Below are 25,824 nucleotides of genomic sequence, written 5' to 3' on the forward strand. Positions count from 1 at the left end.
GATCTGCGAACGCACCCTCGGACTAGACAGGGGCTCCGATCGCGGCTGCTAGCGCCTCACCAATCGCCGCCGGCGACTTCGCCACGCGGATGCCACAGTCTTCCAGCGCTTTCATCTTCTCCGCGGCTGTGCCTTTGCCGCCGGAGATGATCGCTCCGGCATGTCCCATGCGCCGTCCCGGAGGCGCCGTCTGTCCGGCGATAAATCCGACCACCGGCTTCTTCATTTTCGCCTTCACAAATTCGGCGGCGCTTTCCTCGGCGTTGCCGCCAATTTCGCCGATCATGATCACGGCTTCGGTCTCAGGATCGCGGTTGAACAAGTCGAGGGCATCGATAAAATTCGTTCCGATAATCGGATCGCCGCCGATCCCAATCGCGGTGGACTGTCCGATGCCGCGCTGGGTAAGCTGATGCACGGCCTCATACGTCAGCGTGCCCGAGCGCGAGACGATTCCGATTGAGCCTTCTTTATGAATCGAAGCCGGCATGATCCCGATTTTGCATTTCCCCGGCGAAATAATTCCCGGACAGTTAGGCCCGATCAGCCGCGACTTCCGATCCTGCAAGAATTCCCACGCCTTCACCATGTCCAGCGTCGGGATGCCTTCGGTGATGCAGACGATCAAATCGATTTCGGCATCGGCCGCCTCCATGATGGCGTCGGCGGCGAACGGCGGCGGCACAAAAATCACCGTGGCGTTGGCGCCTGTCTTGTCGGCGGCCTCTTGAACCGTATTGAAAATCGGCCAGCCCTCGTGCGTGGTCCCGCCCTTGCCGGGGGTCACTCCGCCTACGATTTGGGTGCCGTAGGCGGCACTCGTCTTGGCATGAAACGTTCCTTCGCGCCCGGTGAGTCCCTGCACGATGACCCGCGTATTCTTATCGACCAGAATTGCCATAAATAATCCTCGCTACGCTTCTACCGCCATTCCGAGACGCCAGCCGTGCCTCGAGCCGCAGCTACCACTTTGTCGGCCGCGTCTTTCATCGTCTCGCTGACCACAAAGTTCAGTCCCGACTCCATCAGAATCTTCTTGCCCTCGACCACATTCGTGCCTTCCAGTCGCAACACGATCGGCAGTTTCATGTTGGTCTTGCGCGCCGCCTCGACCACGCCCCTGGCCAGCGTATCCACCCGCAGGATGCCGCCGAAAATATTGATCAGCACCGCCTTCACGTTCTTGTCGCTGAGCAGAATCTCGAAGGCATGCGCCACCTGTTCGGAATTCGCGCCGCCACCGACGTCGAGAAAATTCGCCGGCATGCCGCCCGCGTATTTGATGATGTCCATGGTCGCCATCGCCAGGCCGGCGCCGTTGACCATGCAGCCCACGCTGCCATCGAGCTTAATGTAGTTCAGGCTGTACTTCGAGGCCTCGACTTCCAGCGGATCTTCTTCCGTAATGTCGCGCAGTTCGCGCAGGTCGGCATGGCGGAACAAAGCGTTGTCGTCGAAGGTGAGTTTCGCATCGAGCGCAAACAGTCGCCCGTCGGTCGTGGTGATGAAAGGATTGATCTCGAGCAGTGAGGCGTCCGTATCGAGAAACGCCTTGTAAAGACTAGTCAGGAACTGCACCGCAGGATTGATCTGCTTCGCACTCAATCCAAGTTGGAATGCGATCTTGCGCGCCTGAAACGCCTCGAGGCCCATGCCGGGATCAATGTGCTGCTTCAGAATCGCATCCGGATTTTCCGCCGCGACCTGCTCGATCTCCATCCCTCCCGCCGCCGACGCCATAAATACCGGCTTGCCCTCGGCGCGGTCGACCAGAATGCCCAGATACAATTCCTTCTCGATCGGCAAAGTCTCTTCGATTAACAGTCGGCGCACGATGCGGCCCTCTGGCCCGGTCTGGTGCGTCACCAGCTTCATGCCAAGCATCTTTTCGGCGAGTTCACCCGCCTCGTTCACCGACTTGGCGATTTTTACGCCGCCGCCTTTGCCCCGCCCGCCGGCATGAATCTGCGCTTTGACCACAACTCCGGTCGAACCTTCGCCGAACAGTTCGCGGGCCACGGCTTCGGCCTCGTCGCGGGTTGCCGCCATCGAACCCCGGGGCACGCTGACTCCATACTTCCTGAGAATTGCTTTTCCCTGATACTCGTGGATTTTCATAATGAAGCTCAGTATGAAGCTCGTTAGTTAGAAATCGGAAAGGACCCCTGCTTGCGGCGACGCGCTACGGCAGCAAACCTGCAATTCTATAGAACGCCGGGGAATTAGGGCAAACGCAGTGCTCCACTTTCGGGGTGCGACTTTCTCCGTAACAACACATCCAAGTAACCGCCTTAACCGGCCGCACCCGGTTGAGGGTCAAGAGGTTTTCGCGTGAAGCTTGTGTCCTTGAACGTGGCGCGTCCGCAGCTAATGGTTTTCAAAGAACAAACCATTAACACGGCTATTGCGAAGAAGCCGGTGTCGGGTCCGCTGGAGTTGCGCACGTTGAATCTCGACGGCGACCGCCAGGCCGACCTCAGTGTTCATGGAGGGCCGAATAAGGCGGTCTACGGTTATCCTGCTGAGCACTACCCATATTGGCAACAGGAATTTCCGGGCCTGGATATGCCGGCGGGAATGTTTGGAGAGAATTTCACGACTACAGGTTTGAAAGAAGACGACCTTCACGTAGGCGATCGCCTGCGGCTCGGTTCCGCAACCCTAATGGTCCGACAGCCGCGAATGCCTTGCTACAAGCTCGCCGCCAAGTTTCAGCGCGACGACATGATCGGGCGGTTTCTGCGCAGCGGCCGCAGCGGTTTCTACTTCTCTGTCGAGCAGGAAGGCACAGTCGCAGCCGGGGACACCTTCGAGTTGATCGAGCGCAATCCGGATGGAATCACGATCGCAGAAATGAACCGGCTGTTCGTGCACGAAAAATACAATCACGATCTGCTTCGCAAAGCGATTCAAACTCCGGCCCTGCCGCAAGACTGGCGCGAATATTTCGCGGCACGAGTCGATCGCCCGGCGATCTCGAAATAGCGATCACGAATCGGAAATCGTGAGTAGCGCAGGTCGGTAGCCCTCATCGTCTGTTCGAAGACATCGCGGGAACCGCAGTCATGCCGTACAATTCGGCGTTACCGCATGATCCTCGACGCTCTTCATCGCATCGCGCACAACGCCGAATCGCTCGGCCGGGCCGGGGCTCGCGAGGTAATGGCGGAAGTGCTGGCCGGCCAATGCACTGACGCTCAAATCGCCGCCCTGCTCACCGCTCTGCGCATGAAAGGCGAGTCGGTCGAAGAGATCGTAGGCTTTGCCGAAGCCATCCGCGCAGCAGCCTCACCTTTGCCGATTGAGCGCAACAGCGGACCGAGTGAGCTCGCCGTAACCGGCACCGGTCGCGATGCTCTCGCCGAATCTCTCGAAGACGAATCTCTCGTCGACACCAGCGGCACCGGCGGCGATGCCAGCGGCACCTTCAACATTTCCACCGCCACGGCGCTCGTCACCGCCGGAGCCGGCGTACGCGTCGCCAAGCACGGCAATCGCAGCATCAGCTCGAAATGCGGCTCCGCCGACGTGGTCGAAGCCCTGGGCGTGAACATTCAGCTTTCGCCTGAACGCGCCGCAGAATGCCTGCGCGAAATCGGCATCTGCTTTCTGTACGCGCCGAATCTGCATCCTGCGATGAAGCAAGTGCAGGGCGTTCGCCGCGAGCTGCGCATGCGAACGATGTTCAACCTGCTTGGCCCGTTGACCAATCCAGCGCGAGCCTCGGGGCAGGTAGTGGGAGTTTATTCGCTGGCTCTAGTCGAGAAGTTGGCCGAAGCGTTGAGCTTGCTGGGCCTGCGCCGCGCGCTCGTGGTGCACGGACTCGACGGACTCGACGAAATCACGATCACCGGCATGACGCGCATCGCTGAGGCTCGCGACGGAGCAGTCCGAACCTATGAAGTGGAGCCCGAAGAGTTCGGCCTGCCGCGCGCCAGCCTGAGTGATATTGCCGGAGGCGATGCCACCGAGAATGCCGCGATCATTCGCGCGATCCTGGCTGGGGAAGAGTCGGCGCGGCGGGATGTTGTCCTCCTGAACGCAGCCGCGGCCCTGGTCGCCGCGGGAAAGGGCAATCATATTGCCGAGACCATTCCGCTCGCAGCGAAATCCATCGATTCCGGCGCCGCCGCAGAAAAGCTGGAAAAACTGATAAATTTTACCCACTCGGCGAGGAGTTGACATGTCGTGCGTTCTTCGGGCGAGCGGAGCGAATTTCGATGTGGATTCTTTCCTGAAAGACTCCACTCTTAGGCCTTTGATCGTCTATCACCGCGGGTCCGTTCGTTTCCCATCCTCAAATCGGACCCAGCGGTTGGAAGAGGAGTCTGGGATGAATGTCGAGGTGAGCGCAAAAGAGTTTTCGGATCTGCCAGGGCAAATTCGGAATGCGATCCAGTTCCTGTTGGATAACACCTATGAACTTGACCGGCTCGTCGGCTTTCCGGAACTGCAACGGATTGTGCTCGATTTTCCGGTGGAGAACCGAGACGTTCCTGTCCAGAGTGACACATTTCCTGCTGAACTGGCACTTTTATTGGGTAACTTGCGTATCGGATTGGTGGTCTCCCATTATCGCGCGCACTAACCGTGCCTCTGCGGTCAAGAATTACTTTTCAACCGATTCAACTTTGAACACGTTATTGGTCACGTCGCTCTCCGGCACGCTGCCGTCGTTGACCACGACTTCCTGGGGAGCGGCCGCAACCTCCACCCGAATCACCGCCTTGTTCTTGGCTTGCACCACGAGTCGCCGCATGATCTCCCCACCGGCAAATTTGACGATAACGGGAACTTCCGCCCCGGCGGTTCCCGAATTGTCGATGGTGACGGTCACTATGAACAAGCCGGTCATCGTCTTGTGCGGGAAGACTGAGTCCACTTTAAAGTCCGGCAGGCCGCGGTCGCGATAGACCCAGTCATCGAAGAACCACTCCAGATCGCGCGGAGTATGCGCGGCAATCAGCCGTTGCATATAGGAAGGCTCTTTATCCTGCTCGGGACGGTAAGCGGCCAGCGCCTTTTTCAGCGCCGCGTCGCCGACTATGTCGCGCAGCATCCACCAGACAAACATCGCCTTGCTGCGATAAAGTTCCTCGCTGATAGTATTCACCAGCGAGCGCTTCACTTCATCTTCCGATCGCGGAGCGGCCGTCGACTGCTCGAGTTGCCCCAGCGCAAAGCGATGCAATCCCATGTATTCAATTGCCGCGGCGCGTCCCTTCTCGCGTTCCAGATAGAGCGCCTGCGCGAAGTGGGCCAGGCCTTCTTCGATCCAGGGACGGAATGAAAAGAATGCGGCGTGCGTAAGTTGATGGGCCGCGGCCAGGCCTGCCAGTTTTGAATCGCTGTTTCCAAATGGCGTCAGCAAAAAGGAGCCGCTCTCAAAGGGTGCGGCGTTAGGATCGGGAAGGTCTGCGGTTTGAGCTTTTTCGCGAATCGTTCCAAACCATTCCGCGATCAAGGGAGAGATCTTTTCGGCTTCGTCGGCATAATTGACGGCCGACGAGTCGTGGCCTCGCAGGTAGTGAACGTCGATATTTGGCCGACGGGTAATTTCGTAATCCGCTATCACGAAGCTCGGAACAACTGCGCCGAGCCGGTCGAACGTGCAGACTGTCTCCTGTGCATGAGTGACTCCTGCGTCCATGTCATGCGATCCGCAAGCTGGAACAAAAATCCCTGACCGCTCAAAATGCAAATGCATCTTCGATCCGGCTTCTCGCGTTTTCCATCGATTCACAACTTCAAACAAGCTGTTGCCTTCGGAAAGATTCGCGACTTCGGTCGCAATCGGATACCACGCCACGTACCCCACTCCGCGCACGGCTGAGAATTTTTCATCAATCTGGTCCCAGTCGGTGCTGTTTGCCGCCTCCTCGGGCGTGCCGATGCGCGTCAGTCGAGTCGCATCGAGCAGGATGACGCCTTCGTACGCGATCTCCAGTTCGACGGTTCCCTGGGGAGCAACCGGTTGCGGCAGCGTCACGATGGCTTCGGAGAGCGAGCCGGTATGATCGATGTCGGAAGTGTAAGTCTGCGTGACGAACTGCACCGCCTGGTCGCTCACTTTTACCGAGCGCCAATCGAGCGACGACGAAATCTGCAGCACGGCAATCTTCTGCGCACTCTGCGAGTCGTTGCGCAGAATGACTTTGCCGCGCACTCCGAGGCGATGCTGTTCCGGCTCGATCCGGACGTTCAGATCGTAATTGGAGATGCTGAAGGCCTCGCGGTCGAGGGCAAGTGCGCCTGGCGCCAAAGAACAAAGCAGGCACAATAATCCGAATCGTACAACGCGCGACCTTATTTCGCAGAACTTCATTCGGGATTAGATGCTTGCTTCGCCCGCCGCTGCCGCACGATCTCATACAGCACAACGCCGGCAGCGACCGAAACATTCAGGGACGGCACTTTACCCAGCATGGGAATCGAAACCAGGAAATCGCACTTGCGCTTCACCAGATCGTGCAGCCCCTTGCCCTCGCCGCCCAGCACCAGCGCGCAGTCCATGTTGTAGTCGAGCGCGTCGTAGGTTTGTTTGGAACGTTCGTCCAGCCCGACCGTCCACACATTGTGCTCTTTCAGTTCTTCGATCGAGCGCGCGATGTTCGTGACTTTCGCGATCGGCATGTGCTCGCTCGCTCCCGCCGAAACCTTAGTGACTGTCCCGGTCACGCTCGCGGCCCGACGTTCGGGAATCACAATGCCGTTGGCGCCGGCGGCGTCCGCCGTGCGCAGGATCGCACCGAGATTGTGCGGATCCTCCACGCCATCGAGCACCACCACCAGCGAATATTCCGCGCGCTTGGCGGCAATGACGTCTTCAAGATCGTTATATTGTTTGGCGGATGTGACGGCGACCACGCCCTGATGCGCCGCGTTGCCGGCCATCTGGTCAAGTTCCGTACGCTGAAGAAAACGCACCGGCACGCTCAACCGCCGGCAATCTTCAATCAGACGTTGCAAGCGGATGTCGTGCCGCTCCTTGGCCATCCCAACCCACTCAAACGCCCGTCCGCGCGCCTTCAGGGCCTCGGTCACAGAGTTGATGCCATAAATGTAGTGCATGAGCATTCAGTGTATCGAAACTGGCACGCCAATGCGGTTGCGATGTAGTTTCAGTGAGCCAGTCACGCAACGGTTTTCACCGGACTCCAGCTCTTCGCTGAAAGGCAGCCCCGGACGCATTCGTCCGGGGCCGTTTACAGCTCCACGCTCCCGCACAAGTTCGGTTCGGCTATGTGATTTTGTAAAATTCTCTCATGTACTTGCTCCGCACCCTGGGATGGCTCTGCTGCGTCGTCTACTCGACCATCCCTGCGTTCTGGCTGATGATCCATCCCCGAGTCGAGCGCTGGCGGCAAAGCCATCGTTCGCCGTTCCGCCTACTGTTGCCCGCCTGGATGGTGATGTGGATCGCGGTAGGTGCGGTTACCGCCCCGTGGCGCGCTGTGACGATATATTCGACTTGGTGGAGTTGGTTTCCTGCTGTACTCTTTTTCGCCGCCGGAATCTCCATTTACAAGCGCGCCGGCGCCCACTTCAGTTGGGCCCAACTCGGAGGCCTCCCCGAGATTCGCCCTGGAGAAGTTCGCGCCGAAAACCATGCTCAGCGCCTCATCACCACCGGCATCCGCTCCCGAGTTCGCCACCCCATCTATCTCGGCCATCTCTGCGAGATGCTGGCCTGGAGCATCGGAACGGGCCTCGCCGTCTGCTGGCTCCTCACCGCCTTAGCCATCGTCACCGGCGCAGTCATGATTCGCATGGAAGATGCCGAACTGGAGAAGCGCTTTGGGGAAGCGTGGAAACGATATCGAGCGTCAGTGCCCGCGATTCTGCCGCGTCCGTGAGAGCGCGGGCTTTTTCGCCCACGCTCCACGTCCGACTCCTTGCGGCTATTTCAGTCCTCCCATGGCCGCATTCGTAAGCATGAACCAACCGCCTTCGCCTGGATAAAACGGCCAGGGAAAATCGGGGTTTACATTCACGTACTTGTTCTGAATGGTGACAATGTAGTTGTTCACATTCGTCTTGTCGTTGGCCAGATAAGCCGCGTATGAAATGGCGCACCACGGGAACGGATTATTTTGCGTCGTGAACGACAACGAGGGCCAGCCTGGCCACGCGGCATCGAATTTCGAATAGCTCGTATTCGCCTGACTTCCCGTAACCACTTTCTCGAGCCCCGGCCACAACTGCGCTACCGCATCTGGATAAAAGGTGCTCATATTCGGAGCTGGCGAGCCCGCGTACGGAAGGTACAACTTAGTGGAAGAGTTATAGAGCACTGACTGAATACCCGACAAAATGCTGGAAGCATGGGCCTGATACCACGAAGTGGTGGAAGTATCATTCCAGGCCTGCGTCGCCAGCGTAGCAAAATCAGATATTCCTCGATAATCCTCCGAGTTATCCATTAAGTATTCAATTTGATAATCCGGCTTGGCATAAACCAGGCCGTTACTTTGCTGAAGATTGGTGACGATGTTGCCCGTGACATTCAGAATGTATTCGCCAACCGTGTTCTTAATAAAGGACTGAGCGCCTGAGTCCCCGGTGTTCCACAAAGCTTCGGCCAGACTCAGGAACGTCGCGGCGTAGGAGTCCGCCGAGTCGTAGCTGTTGGTCGAGGTCTCCACGCCATTGGACACGCTGTAGTTGTAGACAGTTCCATAAACACCGTTATAGTCGGGCCAATTCACGTGGGCGAGGTACCAGTTCATCCAGGCTTCGACCGCTGAAATGCGGTTGGTCGAACTGTCCTTGAGCCAACCAATGGCCGCGAAGTTAGCGAAGTACGGGTCGATCTCCGTGGCGCTATAAAGAATTGCTCCATCGGAAAGCTGCTGCGTTGCAATGTACTGTCCTGTCTTGGTGAGGTTGTTCTGATAGTTCTGGCATTGGGCGGGGACTGCTGCGAGCGCCATCATTGCACTAAGCAGCAGAGGAAAGGGAAGGAATCGTGCACACATCGAGGGTAACTCCTGAGATTAGGTTTAGCAGAGGTGGCGGCATTAAGTTGCTGACTTACCAGCCGAGGTTGCACGCTTACTAAGAGGTTACAAAAGATGTGTTGCAGCAAGCGTGGCGCGGGCACTCCCTTCGACAAGCTCAGGGCAGGCTCTGCCCGCCACCGTTGTTTTGGCTTTAGTTTTGGTGTTGACTTTGATTTTGACTATAGTTTGGTTTTCGATCGTGAGCGAAATCCTGCGCAAAGCCATAAAAGCAGCGGGCACAGCCTGCCCTGAGCTTGTCGAAGGGAGTGCCCGCCCCACACCAGCCCCTCCCGCTATAATCCCAGTTTGGCTGAAAGCTGATAGCTGACAGCTGATAGCTTTTTTTCATGCGCTTCGAACTCTTCATCGCGACCCGCTATCTGCGCGCAAAACGACGCCAGGCGTTCATCGGCATCATCACCGGCATCTCCATCGCAGGCGTCGCAGCCGGCGTTGCTTCTCTCGTGGTCGCGATGGCCATCACCAACGGATTTCGCCAGGATCTCCAGCAGCGCCTGCTCGGCTCCACCTCGCACATCAGTCTTCAGCGCATTGCCGATGACGGCATCCAGAACTGGCCGGCGCTCATGGATCGCCTCTCCAAACAACCGCACGTCCTCGCCGCGGCCCCTGCCATTTTCGAACAAGTTCTGATCTCGCGCGGTCCGCGCTCCCGCGGAGCCGTACTCAAAGGGATGATCCCGCGCTACGAGCGCCGCGTCAGCGATCTGTTGAACTCGGTTAAAGAAGGTTCCGCAGTGCCGCTAGAGGAACAGATCGAATCGCCTTCGGCGAGGGCGGACGGGGCGTCCGCCCTTCCACAATCCGCAACTTCGCAATCGCCCGACTCTCTTGCAGGCGTGCAGCAACGCGTCGCAGCAATGCCTCCTATCGTTCTCGGCAAGGACATCGCCGATCACCTTGGCGCGACGGTCGGTTCGGTTGTGCTGGTCACCAGCCCTCAGGGCGAACTCACTCCCTTCGGCATGGTTCCCAAGTACAATCGCTTTCACGTGGTCGGGATCTTTGACTCCGGCTTCTTCGACTACGATTCCAGTTGGGCCTTCGTCCGCCTCGCCGATTCGCAGAAACTGTTCGGCCTGGGCGACGAGATTTCCGTCATCGAATTCAAAGTCGACGACATCTACCAGGCCGCTGCCATCTCTCGCGAAATCGAAGACGCCGCCGGCAAAGGCTTCATGGCCACCAACTGGCAGGAACAGAACAAGCCGCTCTTTCAGGCCCTGAAGCAGGAGCAGCTTCTCACCTTCATCACCATCGGATTGATCGTCTTCGTGGCCGGCCTCAACATCCTCATCTCTCTCGTGATGATGGTTATGGAGAAGACCAAAGATATCGCGGTGCTAATCTCCATGGGAGCGCGCCGAACGCAGGTACGCAATCTCTTCATCGCACAAGGCATGTTGATCGGCATCATCGGCACCGCCATCGGCTTGGTCGTCGGCTACATCCTCGCCTACATCGGCGGCCATTACCATGTCATCCGTTTATCGCCCGAGGTCTACTCCATCGACTACCTGCCCTTCGCACCGCAAGCGCTCCAGGGAGTGAAGGTAGCGGCGTTCGCTCTGCTGATCTCGTTTGTTGCGACGCTCTACCCCTCGTGGTCCGCCTCGCGCATCCTTCCGGCCGAGGCTTTGCGCTATGAATAGACTATGCTGCGCCGGTGGCGGATTGTGGAAGGGCACGGCTTCAGCCGTACCGTTAAACGCAATAAAAAATGCGGACTTTGGCCCCTGGGGTCTTGCTTCGCGTGAAATCTCCCGTGTTCCTCATCACCTGACCGTACCCCTGCCTCGTTGTAAAGGTCCATCCGTATGGATTTTGGAATTCGTCCCCCTCGAAACGATTTGCATCCACCCAGCACTAATCTCTACGGCCGCGAATACTGCCGCGACCGTAGGATCAAATCCGCCACGCTCTAGCCCTTGGAACGGAACAGGCACATCATGCATCTAACGGACCAAGACTCGATGCTTAGGGTGGAAGGCCTGAAAAAGGTTTTCCGGTCCGGTGAGGCGGACCTGGTGCTCTTTGAAAATTTGTCGTTTGAGGTGAAACGCGGCGAAATGCTAGCTATTGTGGGCGAATCCGGAGCCGGCAAGAGTACCTTGTTGCACATCTTGAGCGCTCTTGATCGCGCTTCCGAAGGTGACGTATACTGCGCCCACTTGCGATTGAATACTTTATCGCACGACGAAGCCGCCGACTTCCGTAATCGGGAAACCGGCTTCGTATGGCAGTTCCACTATCTGCTGCCGGAATTCACGGCGGCAGAAAACGTTGCCATGCCGCTGCTGCTTCGCGGGCGGAGTTGGCAGCAGGTCGAGCCAGAAGCTTTACGCTGGCTGCGCGAGGTCGGACTGGAGCAGCGCGCGCATCATCGCTCAGGCGAGCTTTCCGGTGGAGAGCAGCAGCGCGTCGCTTTGGCCCGCGCGCTCATCACCGGTCCCAAGCTCTTGCTGGCCGATGAGCCAACGGGCGACTTGGACGGGCAGACAGCCGAAGCGGTTTTCAGTTTGATTGCGCGCCTACATCGCGACCACCAACTCACCTCCCTCATCGCTACACATAATCTGTCGTTCGCGCGCCGCTGCCAGCGCGTGTTGCGCTTGCAGCGCGGCCAGATGGAAGAGATTTCGCCGGAGTCGTTACCGGCTTGAGGATTTGGAGTGTAATCGCAAGATTCGAGCCGCGAAGCGGCGGCATGTGAAAGCCCGGCACGGAAGTGCCGTGGAGAGAGCGCCGAAATTGATTTCGAAACGCAAGATTAGTCAGAGAAAGTGCATAAAAATGGTCAAAACGAACTTCAGCGCAAAGATCTAAACATGAGTTCCTTCGGTAACGTGATCAAAGGGTTGCGGCGCGGTTTCCGTTCTTGGTTTTGAGGCCCTTTGATTGCATACTAGGAATAGAATATAAGGTGAGCGGGATTTAGGTTTTGCAGGATTTAGGTTCGGCAGGTCGGGCAAGCACGGTTTTTCTCGGCCAGGAAGGTCAGGGGAAGGGGCATTATGTTTGAACGCTATACGGAGAAAGCCAGGCGCGTCATCTTTTTCGCACGCTACGAAGCCAGTCAGTTCGGGTCTCCTTATATTGAGACTGAGCATCTGCTTCTCGGACTCCTGCGCGAAGACAAGGCCCTGACCAATCGTTTTCTGCGCTCCCATGCCTCGGTCGAGTCCATCCGCAAGCAGATCGAGGGACACACCACGATCCGCGAGAAGGTTTCGACCTCGGTCGATCTGCCGCTGAGCAATGAATGCAAGCGCGTTCTCGCCTACGCTGCCGAAGAAGCCGAGCGCCTTTCGCATCGCCATATTGGTACCGAGCATCTGCTATTGGGTTTATTGCGGGAAGAAAAGTGCTTCGCCGCCGAGATTCTGCACGAGCGTGGCCTGCGCCTCTCCACCATCCGCGAAGAACTGGCCCGCAGCACGCAGGAAAAAGCCCAGCCGCAGCGTCAGCGCGAAAGTTCGCTACTTGCGGAATTTTCCCGCGACCTCACTCAGGCCGCTATGGACAGCCAGCTCGATCCGCTCGTCGGCCGTGACGGCGAAGTCGACCGCGTAATCCAGATTCTCTGCCGCCGCACCAAGAACAATCCCGTGCTGATTGGCGAGCCCGGCGTCGGCAAAACCGCAATCGTCGAAGGGCTGGCCCAGCGCATCGCTGACGGTGAAGTTCCATCGTTCCTCGCCGACAAGCGCATTCTTGCTCTTGATCTTTCACTCATCGTCGCCGGCACCAAATACCGCGGCCAGTTCGAAGAGCGCCTCAAGACCATCATGAAGGAGTTGATGGAGAATCAGAACTCCATCATCTTCATCGATGAATTGCACACTCTGGTCGGCGCCGGATCGGCCGAAGGTTCGCTCGACGCCGCCAACATTCTGAAGCCCGCGCTCTCTCGCGGAGAAATCCAGTGCATCGGCGCGACCACGCCCGGAGAATATCGCAAGTCGATCGAAAAAGACCGTTCCCTCGAACGCCGCTTCCAGGCCGTAAAAGTCCCACCCCCGAACGAGACCGATGCAATAAAGATTCTGTTCGGAATAAAAGATCGCTACGAGAAATTCCATGCCGTCACCTACACCGACGAAGCCATCAACTTCGCCGTCTCGCACTCGAACCGCTACATTCCGGATCGCTTTCTGCCCGACAAGGCCATCGATCTGGTCGACGAAGCAGGAGCCCGCGTCAAGCTGCGCCAGACTTCACTGCCCGAAGAGCTGACCGAAGTGCAGAAGCGCATCAAATTCATCGTTCATCGCATGGAGAACGCCATCGCGAACCACGAATTTGAGAAGGCCCGTTTCTACTCTGATGAAGAACGCAAAGAGCGCGAGAACTTGCGCGCCCTCCGCGAAAAGTATCATCTCGACGAGTCGTCCACGGGCGTCGTTAACCGCGAAGACATCGAAGATGTAGTCTCGCGCTGGACCGGCGTTCCCATCACTTCGATCAAGGAAGAAGAAACCCAGAAACTTCTCCGCATCGAAGAAGAGCTGCACAAGCGCATCATCTCTCAGGACAAGTCGATCAGCGCCCTGGCTCGCGCCATTCGCCGTTCGCGCGCCGGACTCAAGAACCCGAACCGCCCCATCGGCTCGTTCCTGTTCCTTGGGCCCACCGGCGTCGGCAAAACCGAAGTCGCCCGCACGCTGGCGCAATTCATGTTCGGCACCGAAAAGGCTCTGGTCCGCTTTGACATGTCTGAATTCATGGAGAAGCATTCGGTCTCGAAGCTCATCGGCTCGCCTCCCGGCTACGTCGGCTACGAAGAAGGCGGGCAGCTCACCGAACGCGTGAAGCGCGCGCCGTACTCCGTCGTCCTGCTCGACGAAATCGAAAAAGCGCACCCGGACGTATTCAACATCCTGTTGCAAGTTTTTGAAGACGGCCAGTTGACCGACGGCCTGGGCAACACCGTCGACTTCAAGAACACGATTCTGATCATGACCTCGAACATCGGCGCGCGGCACTTGCAGAAGCGCGAGGGGCTCGGCTTCCAGTCTTCGAAAGAAGACATGATCTCCGACAAAGTTGAAGAACTGGTGAAGGGCGAAGTCAAGCGCACCTTTAACCCCGAGTTCCTGAACCGTTTGGACGAAATCATTCTGTTCCTGGCCCTGGGCGAGAACGATCTCATCCAGATTCTCGAACTCATGGTCACCCAACTGAACACGAACTTGGCGCAGAAATCCATCACGGTCACGGTTGCGGACGATGCCAAGAAGTGGATCCTCAACCAGACCTTGACAGACCGCAGCTACGGCGCGCGTCCGTTGCGCCGCGCGTTGCAAAAGTACATCGAAGACCCGCTGTCGGAGGCGCTGATTCAAGGCACCATCACGACGCGCCCCGCGTTCATCGAGGTCTTCCTGGAAGACAACAAACTCTTCTACCGCCCCGTCGACTCGGAGAAAACCGAAGGCGTGCTGCTGTACGAAAAGTAGAATCGCATTAAGAAACATAAGCCGTCAGCTCAACTGCTGACGGCTTTTGTTTTGTGGCTCCACTCGCGGCGAACATTTCCCACGGTATAGCATGGACCCATGAATCTCCCCGTCAACCCGCCGATCCTGCCCATGCTCTCCAAGCGCATCGACGACTTGCCCGAGTCCGGCGATTGGATATTCGAACCGAAGTGGGACGGCTTCCGCACCCTGATCTTCCGTGACGGCGACGAGATTCTGATCCAGAGCCGCGATGAAAAATCTCTCAACCGATATTTCCCGGAGTTGATTCCGCCGCTACAGGCGCAACTACCGACGCGCTGCGTGCTCGATGGCGAAATTGTAATTGCCACCAACGACGGCCTCGACTTCGAGGCGTTACAGCTTCGCATTCATCCGGCAGCATCGCGCGTAAAACTTTTGTCGCAAGAGATTCCCGCGTCTGTCGTGTTCTTCGACCTGCTCTGCATTGGCGATCGCGATTTGCGCAGTGTTCCCTTTCAAAGCCGCCGGCAGGAATTGGAAGCGTTGCTCTCATCCGCCAAGCCGCCGCTTCATCTCACGCCGGCAACCCGCGAATCGCGCGTAGCCAGAGACTGGTTCCAGCGTTTCGAAGGCGCCGGGCTCGATGGCGTGATGGCCAAGTCGGTCGCCGGCGCCTACGAACCCGACAAGCGCCTGATGCTGAAGATCAAACACGAGCGTGATTGCGACTGCGTTGTCGCCGGTTTTCGCTGGCACAAGAAGGGCGAGGGCACCCTGGTCGGCTCGCTGCTGTTGGGCCTCTTCGACGATTCCGGAGCGCTGCAACATGTCGGCGTTTGTGCCAGCTTCACGCTCGAGAAGCGGAGGCAACTGGTGGAATTCCTCGCTCCCTATCGCAAGCACGCTCTCGACAATCATCCCTGGAAGCTCTGGGCTGAGGCAGGAGAGGCCGAAGCCGGACATCGCATGCCCGGAGGCCAAAGCCGCTGGAGCCAGGGCAAGGATTTATCCTGGGAACCGCTGCGACCCGAACTCGTCGTTGAAGTCGCCTACGAGCACATGCAGGGAACGCGCTTCCGTCACACCGCCCAGTTTCGCAGATGGCGCCCGGACAAGCCGCCCAGCGCCTGCACCTATGCGCAACTCGAAGTTGTTCCGCCCCAGGAATTGATGGAGATTTTCGCCAGCGGCCGCTGAGTTTCCGTTCGCAGTTGTGAGCTTCTAAGGTAGCGATGTCATCCTGAGCGTAGCCGTTCTTCAGGCGAAGCGAAGGATCTCCCGCTTAACCGGCCTGTCGCGTCAGCCAACGCATCAGCATCAGCCCCGCGACCGAATCCCGCTCACGCCCCTTTTCGCGAACCACGCCTCGCCCGCCATTCCCGCGTCGGATCATCATCTGGATCGGGCGTCTCCTGCGCGGGCCGCAGCGCTTCGGGCACATGGCGCAGGTTCACGCGGATGCGAGTCCACGTTGATGATCGGCCCCGCATGGAGTCAATGAGCACGTCGTCCACCGCGAGAAGTTTGGCCACATCTGAGTGCCTGCTTCTCCACCGCTCCAAACCTGCCACCGCGGCCTCTTTATCAGGAGAATTCGCAACGACAATCAGTGGCATCTTCGTTCGCGGCTTTTTCGCGTTAGCCTTTGGCTGCGAAGACGACGACCGGGAAGATGACGATCGCGAGGATTTGGCCCGCGACGGCGCAACCCGCGGCGCTTCGCCATCCATCTTGCGAAAGTGCGGAGGCCACGGCGCATCCCCCAGCCCCGCAGCCTCATCTTGCGCCGCGAGTTCCAGTAACCTTGCCAGCGAACCAGCCGAGCCATCCATGCCCGCGTGCGGATCGCCCAACTCCGCAAATCGTTTCGGAACGGTGAGCACCGTAAAATCTGCCGGATCGCACTTCGGAACTTCGCTCCAATCCAGCGGCGTAGAAACTCGCGCGTCCGGCAAAGGACGCACAGAATAAGCGGAGCAGGTGGTGCGATCTTTCGCATTCTGGTTGTAGTCAAGGAATACGCCGTGGCGCTCTTCCTTCCACCACTTCGAACTGGCCAGCGCCGGCACCCGTCTCTCAATGGCCCGCGAGACCGCCAGCGCCGCACGGCGAATCTCGCTGAAAGTCCACCGCGGCTGAATCCGCACATTCACGTGCATCCCGCGCGAACCGCTGGTCTTGGGCCAGCCCTGCAGGCCCATCTCCTCGAGCAGAGCGTTCACCTCCATCGCCACGCTGCGAACGTCGGCCCAGCTCACGCCGGGTCCGGGATCGAGATCGATGCGCAATTCGTCGGGATGGTCGAGATCGCCTGAACGCACCGGGTGCGGATGCAACTCGATGCAGCCCAGGTTGACGATCCAAGCCAGACCGGCCGTGTCGTCGATTACCAGTTCTTCCGCCGTTCGGCCCGAAGGAAATGACAAAGTTACGGTTCGCAGCCACTCGGGCCGCTCGGCGGGCGCTCGCTTCTGATAAAACGCCTCACCCTCGGCGCCGTTGACGAAGCGTTTGAGAACGATTGGACGATCTTGAATTCCGCCGAGCGCACCGGGCGCAACCGCCAGATAATAATGAATGAGATCGAGTTTCGAGAGCTTCGTCTGCCGCGAAAAATACAGCTTCTCCGGATGCGTCACCCGGACCTCGCGTCCCTCGATGGTCAGCGTTTCGGCAGCTTCTTCTTTCGCCACCAATCAAGGCTACACTAATGACAGGTGTAACACTCGATCGGCCCGGTCCGGATCCAACCCCTCCGTAGCCCGCCCGACCAAAACTCCGATTGACCCCCGGCCCTCAACTGTGACAAGATGCGCGAATCAAAGTGCGGGTTCCGCGCCAGGACCCGCCACAATTGGGGCGTGCGACCGAGGTGATTCTTATGTGTTCTCGTCTGGTCCACTCGGCCCTAGCTGTAAGCCTGCTAGGCCTGATCGTTCTCTCTCTCAGCCTGGGTGCCAGCGCACGGGAAGTCGTCCTGCCCGCCGGTACTCTTTTGCAATGTACCTTGAACGAACCCAACTTCTCCTCGGCCACAGTCGACGTCGGGGACCCCGTTCTTTGCCATCTCCGAGCCCAGACCGAATTCGGTCAGCAGGCTTTCCCGCGCGGAAGTTATCTTGTCGGCCATCTCGAAGCCGCCAAAGATCCCGGCCACTTCTGGGGCAAGGGATATTTGAAACTCCAGTTCGACCGCATCGGCCTGCCCACCGGCGACCTGCCGCTTGAGGCCAAGGTCATCGCCACTCGCGGCTACAAAGTCGATAAACAAGGCAAGATCGACGGTAAAGGCCATCCCGTGCGCGACGTGGTCGAATGGATGATTCCGCCGCTATGGCCATGGAAAGTGATTATGCTGCCCGCCCGTGGCCCGCGACCGAAGCTGAAAGGCGAGACCCAACTCAGCCTGCGCCTCATGGACGATGTTGAAATTCCACAGGTGGCGCAGACCTATGGCCCCAGCTGGCATTTCTTCGGACGACCGCAGAACCAGTCCTATGACAATGCCCAGTCGAATAATTTCCGGCCGCAGCTTACGGTCCGTGCGTCCGCCTCCGTCCAACTCAGCTCCGCAGCCGCCGCTCCGCAGGCTTCTTACGCGAGTTACGTGACGCGCACCGCTCTGCCCACCGATCTGACCAGCGCCCCCGGCATGCCCGTCTTCGTCCTGAATACCGGCGCCATGCTGGCGGTCAGCGGATACGGCTACCAGGACAGCCGCATCAGCTATTCCCTGCTCGGCGGAGGCACCGGCGTCATCAGTACCGACGACGTCGACTGGCAAACCACCACCCGTCTCAACGCCCAGCGCGGAGTGCGGGTAACTCTCCACGGAGGAAAGATCGCGCAGGAGTCGCAGGGCTTCTAGCTTCTAGCTTCTAGCTTCTAGCTTCTAGCTTCTAGCTTCTAGCTTCTAGCTCTTGGCTCTTACTCCTTGGCTCTAACCTAAGCGGCCGCTGGCGCAAGCTGGCGGCTTTCTTTTGTCGATCTGTTCACCGGAATTGAGTCTCATTCAAGGTCATTCGTCGCACGTTTGGGATTTATTTTGGGATCAGACTGTGGAAAGCAGCGGCGGAGAAAAGGGCGCGACCTTTTCAGATCGCGCCCTGCTGAGAACGCTCAACCAAGCTATTCAGAACGCTCGCGGCGGAAACACTCCGATTGAATCCACCGTAATCGTATTATTGTCGTGCACCGGCGACTTCGGAGACTCCGTCAGCGTGCAACTGCCGCCATTTTCGGTTACGTTCACGATGCCGATGTCGCTGTCAGGCTCTGCCACGTACAGCGCTCCGCCGGTTCCGGAGTTGCTCGCCGTAGCCAGGCCGGCTTCGAACTCGAATCCTCTCAAAGTACCGGAAATGCAGCCACTCGACACTACTCCCGTGGTCTTGTCGAAGTGCGCCGCCGTAACCTGATTGGAGCTAAAGCTGCTCGTATAGAGCAATGTCTCGTCGGGACTTATCCAGATGGCCTCCGACCCACTTCCGGCCCCGATGTCCGAATAGACGACGGTCGGCGTCAGTTTTCCGGAAGAGATGTCGGAAACTTCCACCAGTTCCGGAATCACGGTGCCGCCGAAGATCGCATAGTGCCCATCTGCGGTGATATCGACGCCCTCGGGAGAGCTGCCGTCCTGAATGTTTCCGGTCGAGAGTTGCAGGTCGCCGTTCGCAACCGGCGTCCCGCTGGTGATGTTAAAGGACCCAATGGATCCGTCCTGAAAACTTGCGACTAAAATATTTCCGTGGGCCCACATATCGACGATGGGGCCGCCCTTCAATCCAGCTGCGGGCGTGTCGCCGATGAACGTGAGTTTGCAGCCGGATAAGATCTTGTACGTCGCCAGAGTCTCGGAACTGGTGAAATTGGCATAAAGGTAGCTGCCGTTATTTACGATTCCTACGCCGGCCGAGGCGCCGCTATCGGTGCTGGAAGCCGGGAAGGTTCCGCTGAGAATGAGAGTGGCGATTGCGATCGCAGCTACATCATTGCTGCCCGCATCGGAGATGAAGGCGCAATTCTCAGCCCCCTTACTTAGGATGCTGACGCGTTTCGTGGCCACGGCGCCCAGTCCGTTGTTGCCGTTTCCGCCAGTGCCAACCACCGCGATTTGTTTTAATATGCCCTGGGCCAGGATGGAATAGGAAGTGGAGGAATTGCCGGAAGAATAATCATTGTTGGTGATCAGGTAATGAGGTTCGGCGGCACACAGGGTGGCGCTGAACATTCCGATCGCGGCTACGGCCATTGCCGTCCGCAGCATATTGGTACCGCGTTTCATTCCGATTCTCCTACGGGTTTACCGATGCGGGGTTCACCGATTGCGAGTGACAATATCCGAGAACTGCATCAGGAGCCAATCCACTGATTTACCTAAGACACGCCTGACAAAGCCGTATTGGAGCCCCGGACGCCCCCGAAGCCGCACGAACCGTCTCGATGATGATTTTCCCCCGTCCGTGAATTATCCTTTAATCCGAGACAATTCTTGCTGTCCTTCTACCCCGGGAGCCGAATCCATGCACAAAGTTAACCTCGCGGAAAAATTCGACAAGATTTCCGAATACTGGAAGCCCTACATCGCCGCTGAACTCAACGGCCAGCACGTGAAACTCGACAAGCTGAAAGGCGAATTCGTCTTTCACCACCACGAGCATGAAGACGAAATGTTTCTGGTGATCAAAGGCCGTTTCCGAATGGACTACCGGGACAAAGAACTTGGCGACCGCCATGAATGGATCGAAGAAGGGGAGTTCATCGTCGTGCCGCGCGGCACCGAGCACCGTCCCGTAGCCGATGAGGAATGCTGGCTGATCCTGTTCGAGCCCGCAGGTACGCTCAACACCGGCAACGTCGTCAACGAGCGCACCCACGCCGAACTGGAGCGAGTCTAGAACTACGTAGCCCCGGACGCATTCGTCCGGGCTTGCGGGCAAAGCGCGCGATCGGGAAACTAAGTGTTCTCGCCGCATCCCACGTGTCGAGTTCGCGCGGAGTCGAAGGGTGCCCCCCTTTTGAAGTCTCTGCTAATATCGGGCATCGAATAAAACCATCATGGACCTCATCGTCTATTCTTCTGCCTGGTGCCCGGACTGCCGCGAGGCCAAACGCTTCCTCGCCAAGCACAATATCCCGTACAAAGAAGTCGACGTCCCGACCACGCCCGGAGCGATCGAAGAAATCCTCAAGCGCACCGGCAAGCGCGCCATCCCTCAATTTGTCATCGACGGCGAATGGGTCCAGCCCTACGATCCCCGCCACGGCTTCCTTTACGAAAAAATGGCGAAGCGCCTTGGAATCGTGCTCCCGTAAACCGATTCCACAGTGACTCTGGCTGTGGTTAAGCCGGCGTCAAGCCTCGACAAACTCACCCGTACATTGTCTTCAGTACCGTGGTAAATGCCCCCCAAACCGGCGAAGATGCCCTTATTCCAAGCCGGCCGCCTGGCCAGCCATCAAGGCTCGGCGCTTAAGTAGCTTACAAACAATGGCTTGGAACGAAGGACGCTTCTAGACACTCCATGCCCGAATCCCCAATGCAAGACCCGGACTCATCTCCCGTAGCGGGAGCCAATCCGGTCAGCGACTGTTGGCAGCAGATGGTCCAGGGCATTCTTGGATTTGTGCTGCTGGTCGGCGCCCTGGCGATGGTCCACTATTACGCTCCCGCAACCGCCCTGGAAGAGCCCCCGAGCGACCTGCAAAAGCAGGTTCACGATCTGACCGCGCAGGTCGAGCAACTCAAGCAAGATCAGGCCATGCCGGCCGTGGTGCTGAACCGCTATCGCAATTCCATCGGATATATTTACGGCGTCTATCAGGTCGGCTTCGCGAACCAGCGCCCGATGGTTCGGGCCCGCGTTTCCGGCACAGGATTTCTGGTCGGCCGTGGGCTGGTGGCCACCAACCGCCACGTAGCCGAACCCTGGTACGGCGACGAAGAAGCGCAAAAGTTGATCGAACAGGGTGCCACTGGGACGATCGAAAGCCTCGTGGTTTTCTTTCCCGGTTCGCCGACGCCGGTGGCGTTGACTCCCGGCTCGGTTTCGAAGAGTTCCGATCTGGCGGTTTTGCGGGCTGAAGATTCCGACGCAATTCGTGGCCTGCCGGTTCTGCCGCTGGCGAAGTCGCCCGGCTCTCCCGGACAACTGGTCACGGTGATCGGCTATCCCATGGGCATTGCGGGAATGGTCGCCAAGTCGCCCAGCGGAATCTATGAGCGCCTCGCCTATCGCCACAACGACATCAGCGCGGCCAGTGAACTCGCGGCCCTGTCGCTGATTCGTCCCTCGACCACTTGCGGACATCTCGGCGACGTAGTCGGAGACAAGCTCATCTATGACGCTCCCACTGCACACGGCGGCAGCGGCGGGCCGGTCTTCAACTTGCGCGGCGAAGTCATCGGCGTCAACTCCGCCTACATGGACGGCTTTAGCGGCGGGACGCTTGGCGTCTCGGTCGACTCCCTCCGCCCGCTCGTGCAAGAAACCCAGTCGGGAAAATAAAGCCCAATCGGGAATAAGCCCAATCGGGAAAATAAAACAGAATCTTCGTGGAAGAGCGGCCCTTTAGGGCCGCGTTGGCGCGAGAAATTTTGAGCCCTTTAGGGCCGGTGCTCGTCTTCGATTGCCACAAAGACTTGGGTCGATTCAAAAGGACGGGAGGCCGTCGCCCCCCGTTAAACGGCTTCTAGAATGCCCAGCGCAGCGAGAACTGAATCAGGCGTGGGGTGCCGGTGGAGTTTACGATTTTTCCGAACGACGATCCGGCCTCAACGTCGAGCACGGCCGGGTTCGCGAAGGTCGGATGGTTCCACACGTTGAAGAAGTCAGCGGTGAAGCGCACTTCCTGGCGCTCGCCGAACTTAAAATACTTGATCAGCGAGGCGTCCCAGTTCTGCTCAAACGGACCGCGGTAAATATTGCGGCCCAGGTCGCCAAAGCCGGTGGTGCAGTAGTTCGGGTTGTTAATCGGATCGCACTGAGTCGGATAGAGCAATGGCGCCGGCGTGAACGCCGGGGCATTCAAATATCCGTTGGCCACGCGACTTTGAATGCTTCCGCTGGTCAAGCCGCTGGCAATGGTCGCGCCCGGAGCCAGGCTTGCACCCAGCAGGGGCGTGCTGCCTTGCCCCAGGAACCCCGTTCCCGCGCCGGAGTCGAGAATCGAAAACGGATTGCCCGACTGGAAGATGGTCACGCCGCTCAGCGCCCAGCCGCCGAGCGCCGTGTGCGCAAGGCCTGTCGAGTGCTGAAAGATCGGCAGCTCGTAAACATAGGTGACGGAGAGCCGATGAGTGCGGTCGAAATCCGACAGCCCGCGCGACGCATTGATGTTGCTCTGGTCGTTGTAGGCTGTGTTGAAGGCCGTGTTGCCGCTCGAAGTCGCGTCGATGTTTTTCGAGAATGTGTAGGCGCCTTGCAGATAGCTCTGTCCCCAGCGCCGCGAGACCGTCGCCTGGAGCGAGTGGTAGATCGAGTACGCATCGTTGGCGAAAAGCTGGTAGCCGCTGTAGCCGTTTAGACCGGGTGCAGGCGTGCGCGCAATCGCGTTGGAGAATGTGTTGTCGGTGATCTGATAGCTGTTGTTGTTGATGTCAGTGACGGTAAACGGATTGGTCGGGCTGGCGTTTACAGACTGAATCGCGTCGCGGGTTTCGCGCAAATGAAGTCCGCGTGTGCCGACATAGCCGAGTTCCAGCACCCAGCGTTTACCGAGTTCCTGCTGGAGAGTCAGGTTCCACTGCTGCGTGTTAGGCACCACAAAGTGGCGCGGCACTTCCAGCACAAACAGATTCTGCGTCGAATTGACTCCCGGTCCGCCCGTGCAGGCGTAAGAGCCGTCCTGTCCGGTCGGGCTGTTCGGCGTAAAGCTGGTGAGCTGCGCCAGGCAGGGAATCCATGCGCCTGACAGTTGTCCTGCCATCGGCACCGCGTTGGGATTGGTGGCTGGCGTTCCGGTGAAAAAGTTCGAGAGCGTGATTCCCGGCGTGGTCCCAAAGAACACGATCGGAATAAACGGCGACTGGAAGCTGAGTTGGTCGACGGCGCCAATGTCTTCGCGAACATAGTAAATGCCGTATCCGCCGCGAAGCGTGGACTTATGCTTGCCGAAAACATCCCAGGCAAATCCGACGCGCGGTCCCCATCCTGTCGAGACGCTGTTTTTGAAGGTCGAGCCGGCGGCGTTGCCGGTCAGCCCGGCAACTCCCAGCTTGTTCACGCAACTGGGATAGATGAAGGGATAGGTGTTCGACTTGGTCAGGTCCGATTCGATGTTGCCGATGTGGCAGTCGCCATCGGTCCAGGCTCCTAAGAATTCCGTCCGCAAGCCGAGATTCACCGTCAGGTCGCGCGTAGCCTTCCAGTCATCCTGCGCGAAGAAGGCCGAATCATTCTGCCGATACTTGTGGTTGTACACACCGCCGCCGCCAAAGCTGAACTGCACGTTGCCATTCAGGAAATTCTCGAAATCCGTCAGTCCGTTCGACGTATTCGTGAAGAAGAGCTGCCCGTTGAAGACCTGCGGAAACTGTTTATCGAGATTCACGCGAACGTACTGCCCGCCAACGGTTAAGGTGTGCGCACCCTTGACCCAACTCAGGTTTTCGACAAAGTTGTAGTTGTTCTGCGTCTGGTATTGATTGGCGGGAGGAGTTGGGCCAAACTGGAAGCCCGAAGTGCCAAAGGTGAATTTATAGATGCTGCTCGTCAAGTTGCTGGTTGGCCGGTCGATTCCGACATCCGTCGCCGTGACCGGATTCACGTTGATGCCGCTGTTGTCGATGTGAACCAGCCCGAAGCGGAAGTCGTTGACCAGCCTCGCACTGAAGACGTGCGTCTCGGCGATGCTGAAGAAGCGGTCATGCACCGGCAGGTCGTAGGGAAAGTTCAGATCGGTTCCGCTGGCGGGCGCGCCCAAGGAAGCCTGCAATCCTCCCGCTCCGAAGGGGATGTCCTGCTCGGAGTTGGAAAAGAAGAAGCGCGCCGAAACTGTGTCCCGGGACTGGTGAAACTCATGATCCCAGTTGCCGGTGAATTGATCGTCGGTAAATCTGCCGGGTTTGCTGACCGTGAACTGCACCGGAGTTCCGGCAGCCGTGCCCGCCGGAACACTGGGCAAGGGGAAAAGATAGCCGTTGGCGGGAGCGCCGAATTGATTGCTTTGAAACGCCATCAGCGAAGCGGCCACGGGATCAATCGCGACGCCCCCGAAATCGTTGGAAAGATTCGCCATCGACACGCTGTCGGTGCCGCGGTCGGCAGCGGGCACGTAGGGAACGAACGTGCTGATCAGCGTCCCCGGCGACTCGCCGCTGCGCTGCCGCGTGCCCTGATAATTCACAAAAAAGAAACCCAGCTTTCCCCCTGGGCTCACCGGGCCGCCCAGGCTTCCGCCAAAAATGTTCTGTTGAATTACCGGACGCGGCGACCCGCTGCCCTTCAGGAAATATTCGTTGGAATCGAGCGCCGTGTTGCGAAAAAACTCGTACACATCGCCGTGGAAGGTATTGGTACCGCTCTTGAGAATAGCATTGATATTCCCGCCGCCGTTGCGTCCCTGGCTGGCGTCGTAGAGCGAGGTCGCCACCTTGAATTCCTGCACAACGTCAGGATTCGGCAACGGGGTAGTGGTCAACTCGGCGACGTTGTAGTCGGTGGCGCTGATGCCTTCGATCAAATAATTGTTGTTATCTTCGCGCTGCCCATTGACGAAGATATGTACCTGGCCGCGTCCCAACTGCGAGGCAGAATTCAGTTCGCCTTGGGCCCCCGTCGACAGAGTCAGCAACTGCTGGAAGTTTTGCGTCGCCAGAGGAAGCGCCCGGATAGTATTGCTGTCGACCGCCTGTCCCGTGGTCGCATCGCTGGTATCGACCGCCTGCACTTCCGCCGCGACTTCTATGTGCTGTTGCACGGCCTGGGTCGACAACTTCGCGGTCAAGCGCGTCGTTTCCGTTACCCGCACAACGATGTTGGAAAACTTTCCCTCCGCGAAACCCGCGCTCTTGATCGCGATCGTATAAGTGCCGACCGGCAGCAACGTCGCCGCAAAAGTTCCGTCCGGTCCGGTTTGCAACGTGCGCTCCAGCACGCTCGTGTCCTGGTTAGTTACGCGCACCTCGGCGTTGGCGACCACTGCGCCGCTCGGGTCCTGTACCGTCCCCTCGATAGCCCCCGTGGCTCCGCCTTGCGCAAGACCCTGCCCCGTAAGAAGCGCAGCCAGCAAACTTACCACTACTAGCCTGATTAGATAACTTGCCATTCTCTTTCTCCTGGATAGACCTGGAAACCGAAAGATTGAAAACAGGGACCGCCTGTCTTCATCGAAAGCTCCGCTGGATACACCGCTAG

General features: G+C 58.4%; 20 protein-coding genes. 12 read left to right on the forward strand and 8 right to left on the reverse strand.

The genetic code is table 11. The annotated features are described in order from the left end of the window. Window positions 1-22: 22 nt before the first annotated feature. Together sucD and sucC are read right to left on the reverse strand one after the other, a co-directional pair. A complete protein-coding gene (gene sucD / locus VGM18_12390; protein ID HEY3973796.1) occupies window positions 23-901 on the reverse strand; it encodes a succinate--CoA ligase subunit alpha in 879 nt (292 codons plus the stop codon). Between the two features lie 20 nt (window positions 902-921). Then, window positions 922-2,118, reverse strand: a complete 1,197-nt coding sequence (gene sucC / locus VGM18_12395) for an ADP-forming succinate--CoA ligase subunit beta (GenBank protein HEY3973797.1) — start codon at window positions 2,116-2,118, stop codon at window positions 922-924. Between the two features lie 213 nt (window positions 2,119-2,331). On the opposite strand from sucC, the gene VGM18_12400 reads away from it, so the two are divergent. The 3 genes from VGM18_12400 (at window position 2,332) to VGM18_12410 (ending at window position 4,588) form a co-directional block, all read left to right on the forward strand. After that, on the forward strand, window positions 2,332-2,985 hold the full coding sequence (locus VGM18_12400) for an MOSC domain-containing protein (GenBank protein HEY3973798.1): 654 nt from the start codon (window positions 2,332-2,334) through the stop codon (window positions 2,983-2,985). A gap of 105 nt (window positions 2,986-3,090) precedes the next feature. After that, window positions 3,091-4,182: an anthranilate phosphoribosyltransferase gene (trpD, locus tag VGM18_12405; protein HEY3973799.1), complete on the forward strand. Its 1,092-nt coding sequence runs from the start codon at window positions 3,091-3,093 to the stop codon at window positions 4,180-4,182. Window positions 4,183-4,333: 151 nt separating this feature from the next. Next, the gene (locus VGM18_12410; GenBank protein ID HEY3973800.1) at window positions 4,334-4,588 is read left to right on the forward strand and encodes a hypothetical protein; all 255 of its coding nucleotides are present in this window, start codon (window positions 4,334-4,336) and stop codon (window positions 4,586-4,588) included. Window positions 4,589-4,609: 21 nt separating this feature from the next. Here the strand turns inward: VGM18_12410 and VGM18_12415 are convergent, their stop codons facing one another. Continuing rightward, the gene (locus VGM18_12415) at window positions 4,610-6,262 is read right to left on the reverse strand and encodes a hypothetical protein (GenBank protein HEY3973801.1); all 1,653 of its coding nucleotides are present in this window, start codon (window positions 6,260-6,262) and stop codon (window positions 4,610-4,612) included. Window positions 6,263-6,321: 59 nt separating this feature from the next. Continuing rightward, window positions 6,322-7,071, reverse strand: a complete 750-nt coding sequence (gene rlmB, locus VGM18_12420; GenBank protein ID HEY3973802.1) for a 23S rRNA (guanosine(2251)-2'-O)-methyltransferase RlmB — start codon at window positions 7,069-7,071, stop codon at window positions 6,322-6,324. 194 nt (window positions 7,072-7,265) lie between these two features. On the opposite strand from rlmB, the gene VGM18_12425 reads away from it, so the two are divergent. Continuing rightward, the gene (locus tag VGM18_12425) at window positions 7,266-7,856 is read left to right on the forward strand and encodes an isoprenylcysteine carboxylmethyltransferase family protein (GenBank protein ID HEY3973803.1); all 591 of its coding nucleotides are present in this window, start codon (window positions 7,266-7,268) and stop codon (window positions 7,854-7,856) included. A gap of 45 nt (window positions 7,857-7,901) precedes the next feature. Here the strand turns inward: VGM18_12425 and VGM18_12430 are convergent, their stop codons facing one another. Next, window positions 7,902-8,978, reverse strand: a complete 1,077-nt coding sequence (locus VGM18_12430; protein ID HEY3973804.1) for a hypothetical protein — start codon at window positions 8,976-8,978, stop codon at window positions 7,902-7,904. Window positions 8,979-9,349: 371 nt separating this feature from the next. On the opposite strand from VGM18_12430, the gene VGM18_12435 reads away from it, so the two are divergent. The 4 genes from VGM18_12435 (at window position 9,350) to VGM18_12450 (ending at window position 15,664) form a co-directional block, all read left to right on the forward strand. Further along, window positions 9,350-10,675: an FtsX-like permease family protein gene (locus VGM18_12435; protein HEY3973805.1), complete on the forward strand. Its 1,326-nt coding sequence runs from the start codon at window positions 9,350-9,352 to the stop codon at window positions 10,673-10,675. A 297-nt stretch (window positions 10,676-10,972) separates the two neighbouring features. Continuing rightward, complete coding sequence (locus VGM18_12440; protein ID HEY3973806.1) at window positions 10,973-11,686, forward strand: ABC transporter ATP-binding protein; 714 nt, start codon at window positions 10,973-10,975, stop codon at window positions 11,684-11,686. 351 nt (window positions 11,687-12,037) lie between these two features. After that, on the forward strand, window positions 12,038-14,482 hold the full coding sequence (locus VGM18_12445) for an ATP-dependent Clp protease ATP-binding subunit (protein HEY3973807.1): 2,445 nt from the start codon (window positions 12,038-12,040) through the stop codon (window positions 14,480-14,482). A 99-nt stretch (window positions 14,483-14,581) separates the two neighbouring features. Beyond that, window positions 14,582-15,664 carry an ATP-dependent DNA ligase gene (locus tag VGM18_12450; protein HEY3973808.1) on the forward strand — a complete coding sequence of 361 codons (1,083 nt, stop codon included), beginning with the start codon at window positions 14,582-14,584 and terminating at the stop codon, window positions 15,662-15,664. Between the two features lie 143 nt (window positions 15,665-15,807). Here the strand turns inward: VGM18_12450 and ligD are convergent, their stop codons facing one another. Beyond that, window positions 15,808-17,160: a non-homologous end-joining DNA ligase gene (ligD, locus tag VGM18_12455; GenBank protein HEY3973809.1), complete on the reverse strand. Its 1,353-nt coding sequence runs from the start codon at window positions 17,158-17,160 to the stop codon at window positions 15,808-15,810. Window positions 17,161-17,348: 188 nt separating this feature from the next. On the opposite strand from ligD, the gene VGM18_12460 reads away from it, so the two are divergent. Beyond that, complete coding sequence (locus VGM18_12460) at window positions 17,349-18,335, forward strand: hypothetical protein (protein HEY3973810.1); 987 nt, start codon at window positions 17,349-17,351, stop codon at window positions 18,333-18,335. Between the two features lie 264 nt (window positions 18,336-18,599). Here VGM18_12460 and VGM18_12465 read toward each other — a convergent pair whose 3' ends face one another. Beyond that, a complete protein-coding gene (locus VGM18_12465) occupies window positions 18,600-19,751 on the reverse strand; it encodes a hypothetical protein (GenBank protein ID HEY3973811.1) in 1,152 nt (383 codons plus the stop codon). A 238-nt stretch (window positions 19,752-19,989) separates the two neighbouring features. Here VGM18_12465 and VGM18_12470 point away from each other — a divergent pair, with 238 nt between their 5' ends. The 3 genes from VGM18_12470 to VGM18_12480 all read left to right on the forward strand — a co-directional run bounded on the left by VGM18_12470 (window position 19,990) and on the right by VGM18_12480 (window position 21,975). Further along, window positions 19,990-20,364 carry a cupin domain-containing protein gene (locus VGM18_12470; GenBank protein ID HEY3973812.1) on the forward strand — a complete coding sequence of 125 codons (375 nt, stop codon included), beginning with the start codon at window positions 19,990-19,992 and terminating at the stop codon, window positions 20,362-20,364. 160 nt (window positions 20,365-20,524) lie between these two features. Next, entirely contained in the window at window positions 20,525-20,782 is a 258-nt protein-coding gene (locus VGM18_12475) for a glutaredoxin domain-containing protein (protein ID HEY3973813.1), read from the forward strand. 209 nt (window positions 20,783-20,991) lie between these two features. Continuing rightward, window positions 20,992-21,975, forward strand: a complete 984-nt coding sequence (locus VGM18_12480; GenBank protein ID HEY3973814.1) for a serine protease — start codon at window positions 20,992-20,994, stop codon at window positions 21,973-21,975. A gap of 184 nt (window positions 21,976-22,159) precedes the next feature. Here VGM18_12480 and VGM18_12485 read toward each other — a convergent pair whose 3' ends face one another. Next, on the reverse strand, window positions 22,160-25,735 hold the full coding sequence (locus VGM18_12485) for a TonB-dependent receptor (protein ID HEY3973815.1): 3,576 nt from the start codon (window positions 25,733-25,735) through the stop codon (window positions 22,160-22,162). Window positions 25,736-25,824: the final 89 nt, after the last annotated feature.

It is taken from the genome of Candidatus Sulfotelmatobacter sp. (assembly GCA_036500765.1).
Taxonomy (GTDB): domain Bacteria; phylum Acidobacteriota; class Terriglobia; order Terriglobales; family Acidobacteriaceae; genus Sulfotelmatobacter.

Coding starts and splice junctions, on each gene's coding strand:
- sucD (HEY3973796.1), bottom strand. CDS start 901: ATGGCAATTCTGGTCGATAAGAATACGCGGGTCATCGTGCAGGGACTC.
- VGM18_12450 (HEY3973808.1), top strand. CDS start 14,582: ATGAATCTCCCCGTCAACCCGCCGATCCTGCCCATGCTCTCCAAGCGC.
- VGM18_12430 (HEY3973804.1), bottom strand. CDS start 8,978: ATGTGTGCACGATTCCTTCCCTTTCCTCTGCTGCTTAGTGCAATGATG.
- rlmB (HEY3973802.1), bottom strand. CDS start 7,071: ATGCACTACATTTATGGCATCAACTCTGTGACCGAGGCCCTGAAGGCG.
- VGM18_12465 (HEY3973811.1), bottom strand. CDS start 19,751: ATGAAACGCGGTACCAATATGCTGCGGACGGCAATGGCCGTAGCCGCG.
- VGM18_12480 (HEY3973814.1), top strand. CDS start 20,992: ATGCCCGAATCCCCAATGCAAGACCCGGACTCATCTCCCGTAGCGGGA.
- trpD (HEY3973799.1), top strand. CDS start 3,091: ATGATCCTCGACGCTCTTCATCGCATCGCGCACAACGCCGAATCGCTC.
- VGM18_12475 (HEY3973813.1), top strand. CDS start 20,525: ATGGACCTCATCGTCTATTCTTCTGCCTGGTGCCCGGACTGCCGCGAG.
- sucC (HEY3973797.1), bottom strand. CDS start 2,118: ATGAAAATCCACGAGTATCAGGGAAAAGCAATTCTCAGGAAGTATGGA.
- VGM18_12440 (HEY3973806.1), top strand. CDS start 10,973: ATGCATCTAACGGACCAAGACTCGATGCTTAGGGTGGAAGGCCTGAAA.
- VGM18_12460 (HEY3973810.1), top strand. CDS start 17,349: ATGTGTTCTCGTCTGGTCCACTCGGCCCTAGCTGTAAGCCTGCTAGGC.
- VGM18_12425 (HEY3973803.1), top strand. CDS start 7,266: ATGTACTTGCTCCGCACCCTGGGATGGCTCTGCTGCGTCGTCTACTCG.
- VGM18_12485 (HEY3973815.1), bottom strand. CDS start 25,735: ATGGCAAGTTATCTAATCAGGCTAGTAGTGGTAAGTTTGCTGGCTGCG.
- VGM18_12445 (HEY3973807.1), top strand. CDS start 12,038: ATGTTTGAACGCTATACGGAGAAAGCCAGGCGCGTCATCTTTTTCGCA.
- VGM18_12470 (HEY3973812.1), top strand. CDS start 19,990: ATGCACAAAGTTAACCTCGCGGAAAAATTCGACAAGATTTCCGAATAC.
- VGM18_12410 (HEY3973800.1), top strand. CDS start 4,334: ATGAATGTCGAGGTGAGCGCAAAAGAGTTTTCGGATCTGCCAGGGCAA.
- VGM18_12435 (HEY3973805.1), top strand. CDS start 9,350: ATGCGCTTCGAACTCTTCATCGCGACCCGCTATCTGCGCGCAAAACGA.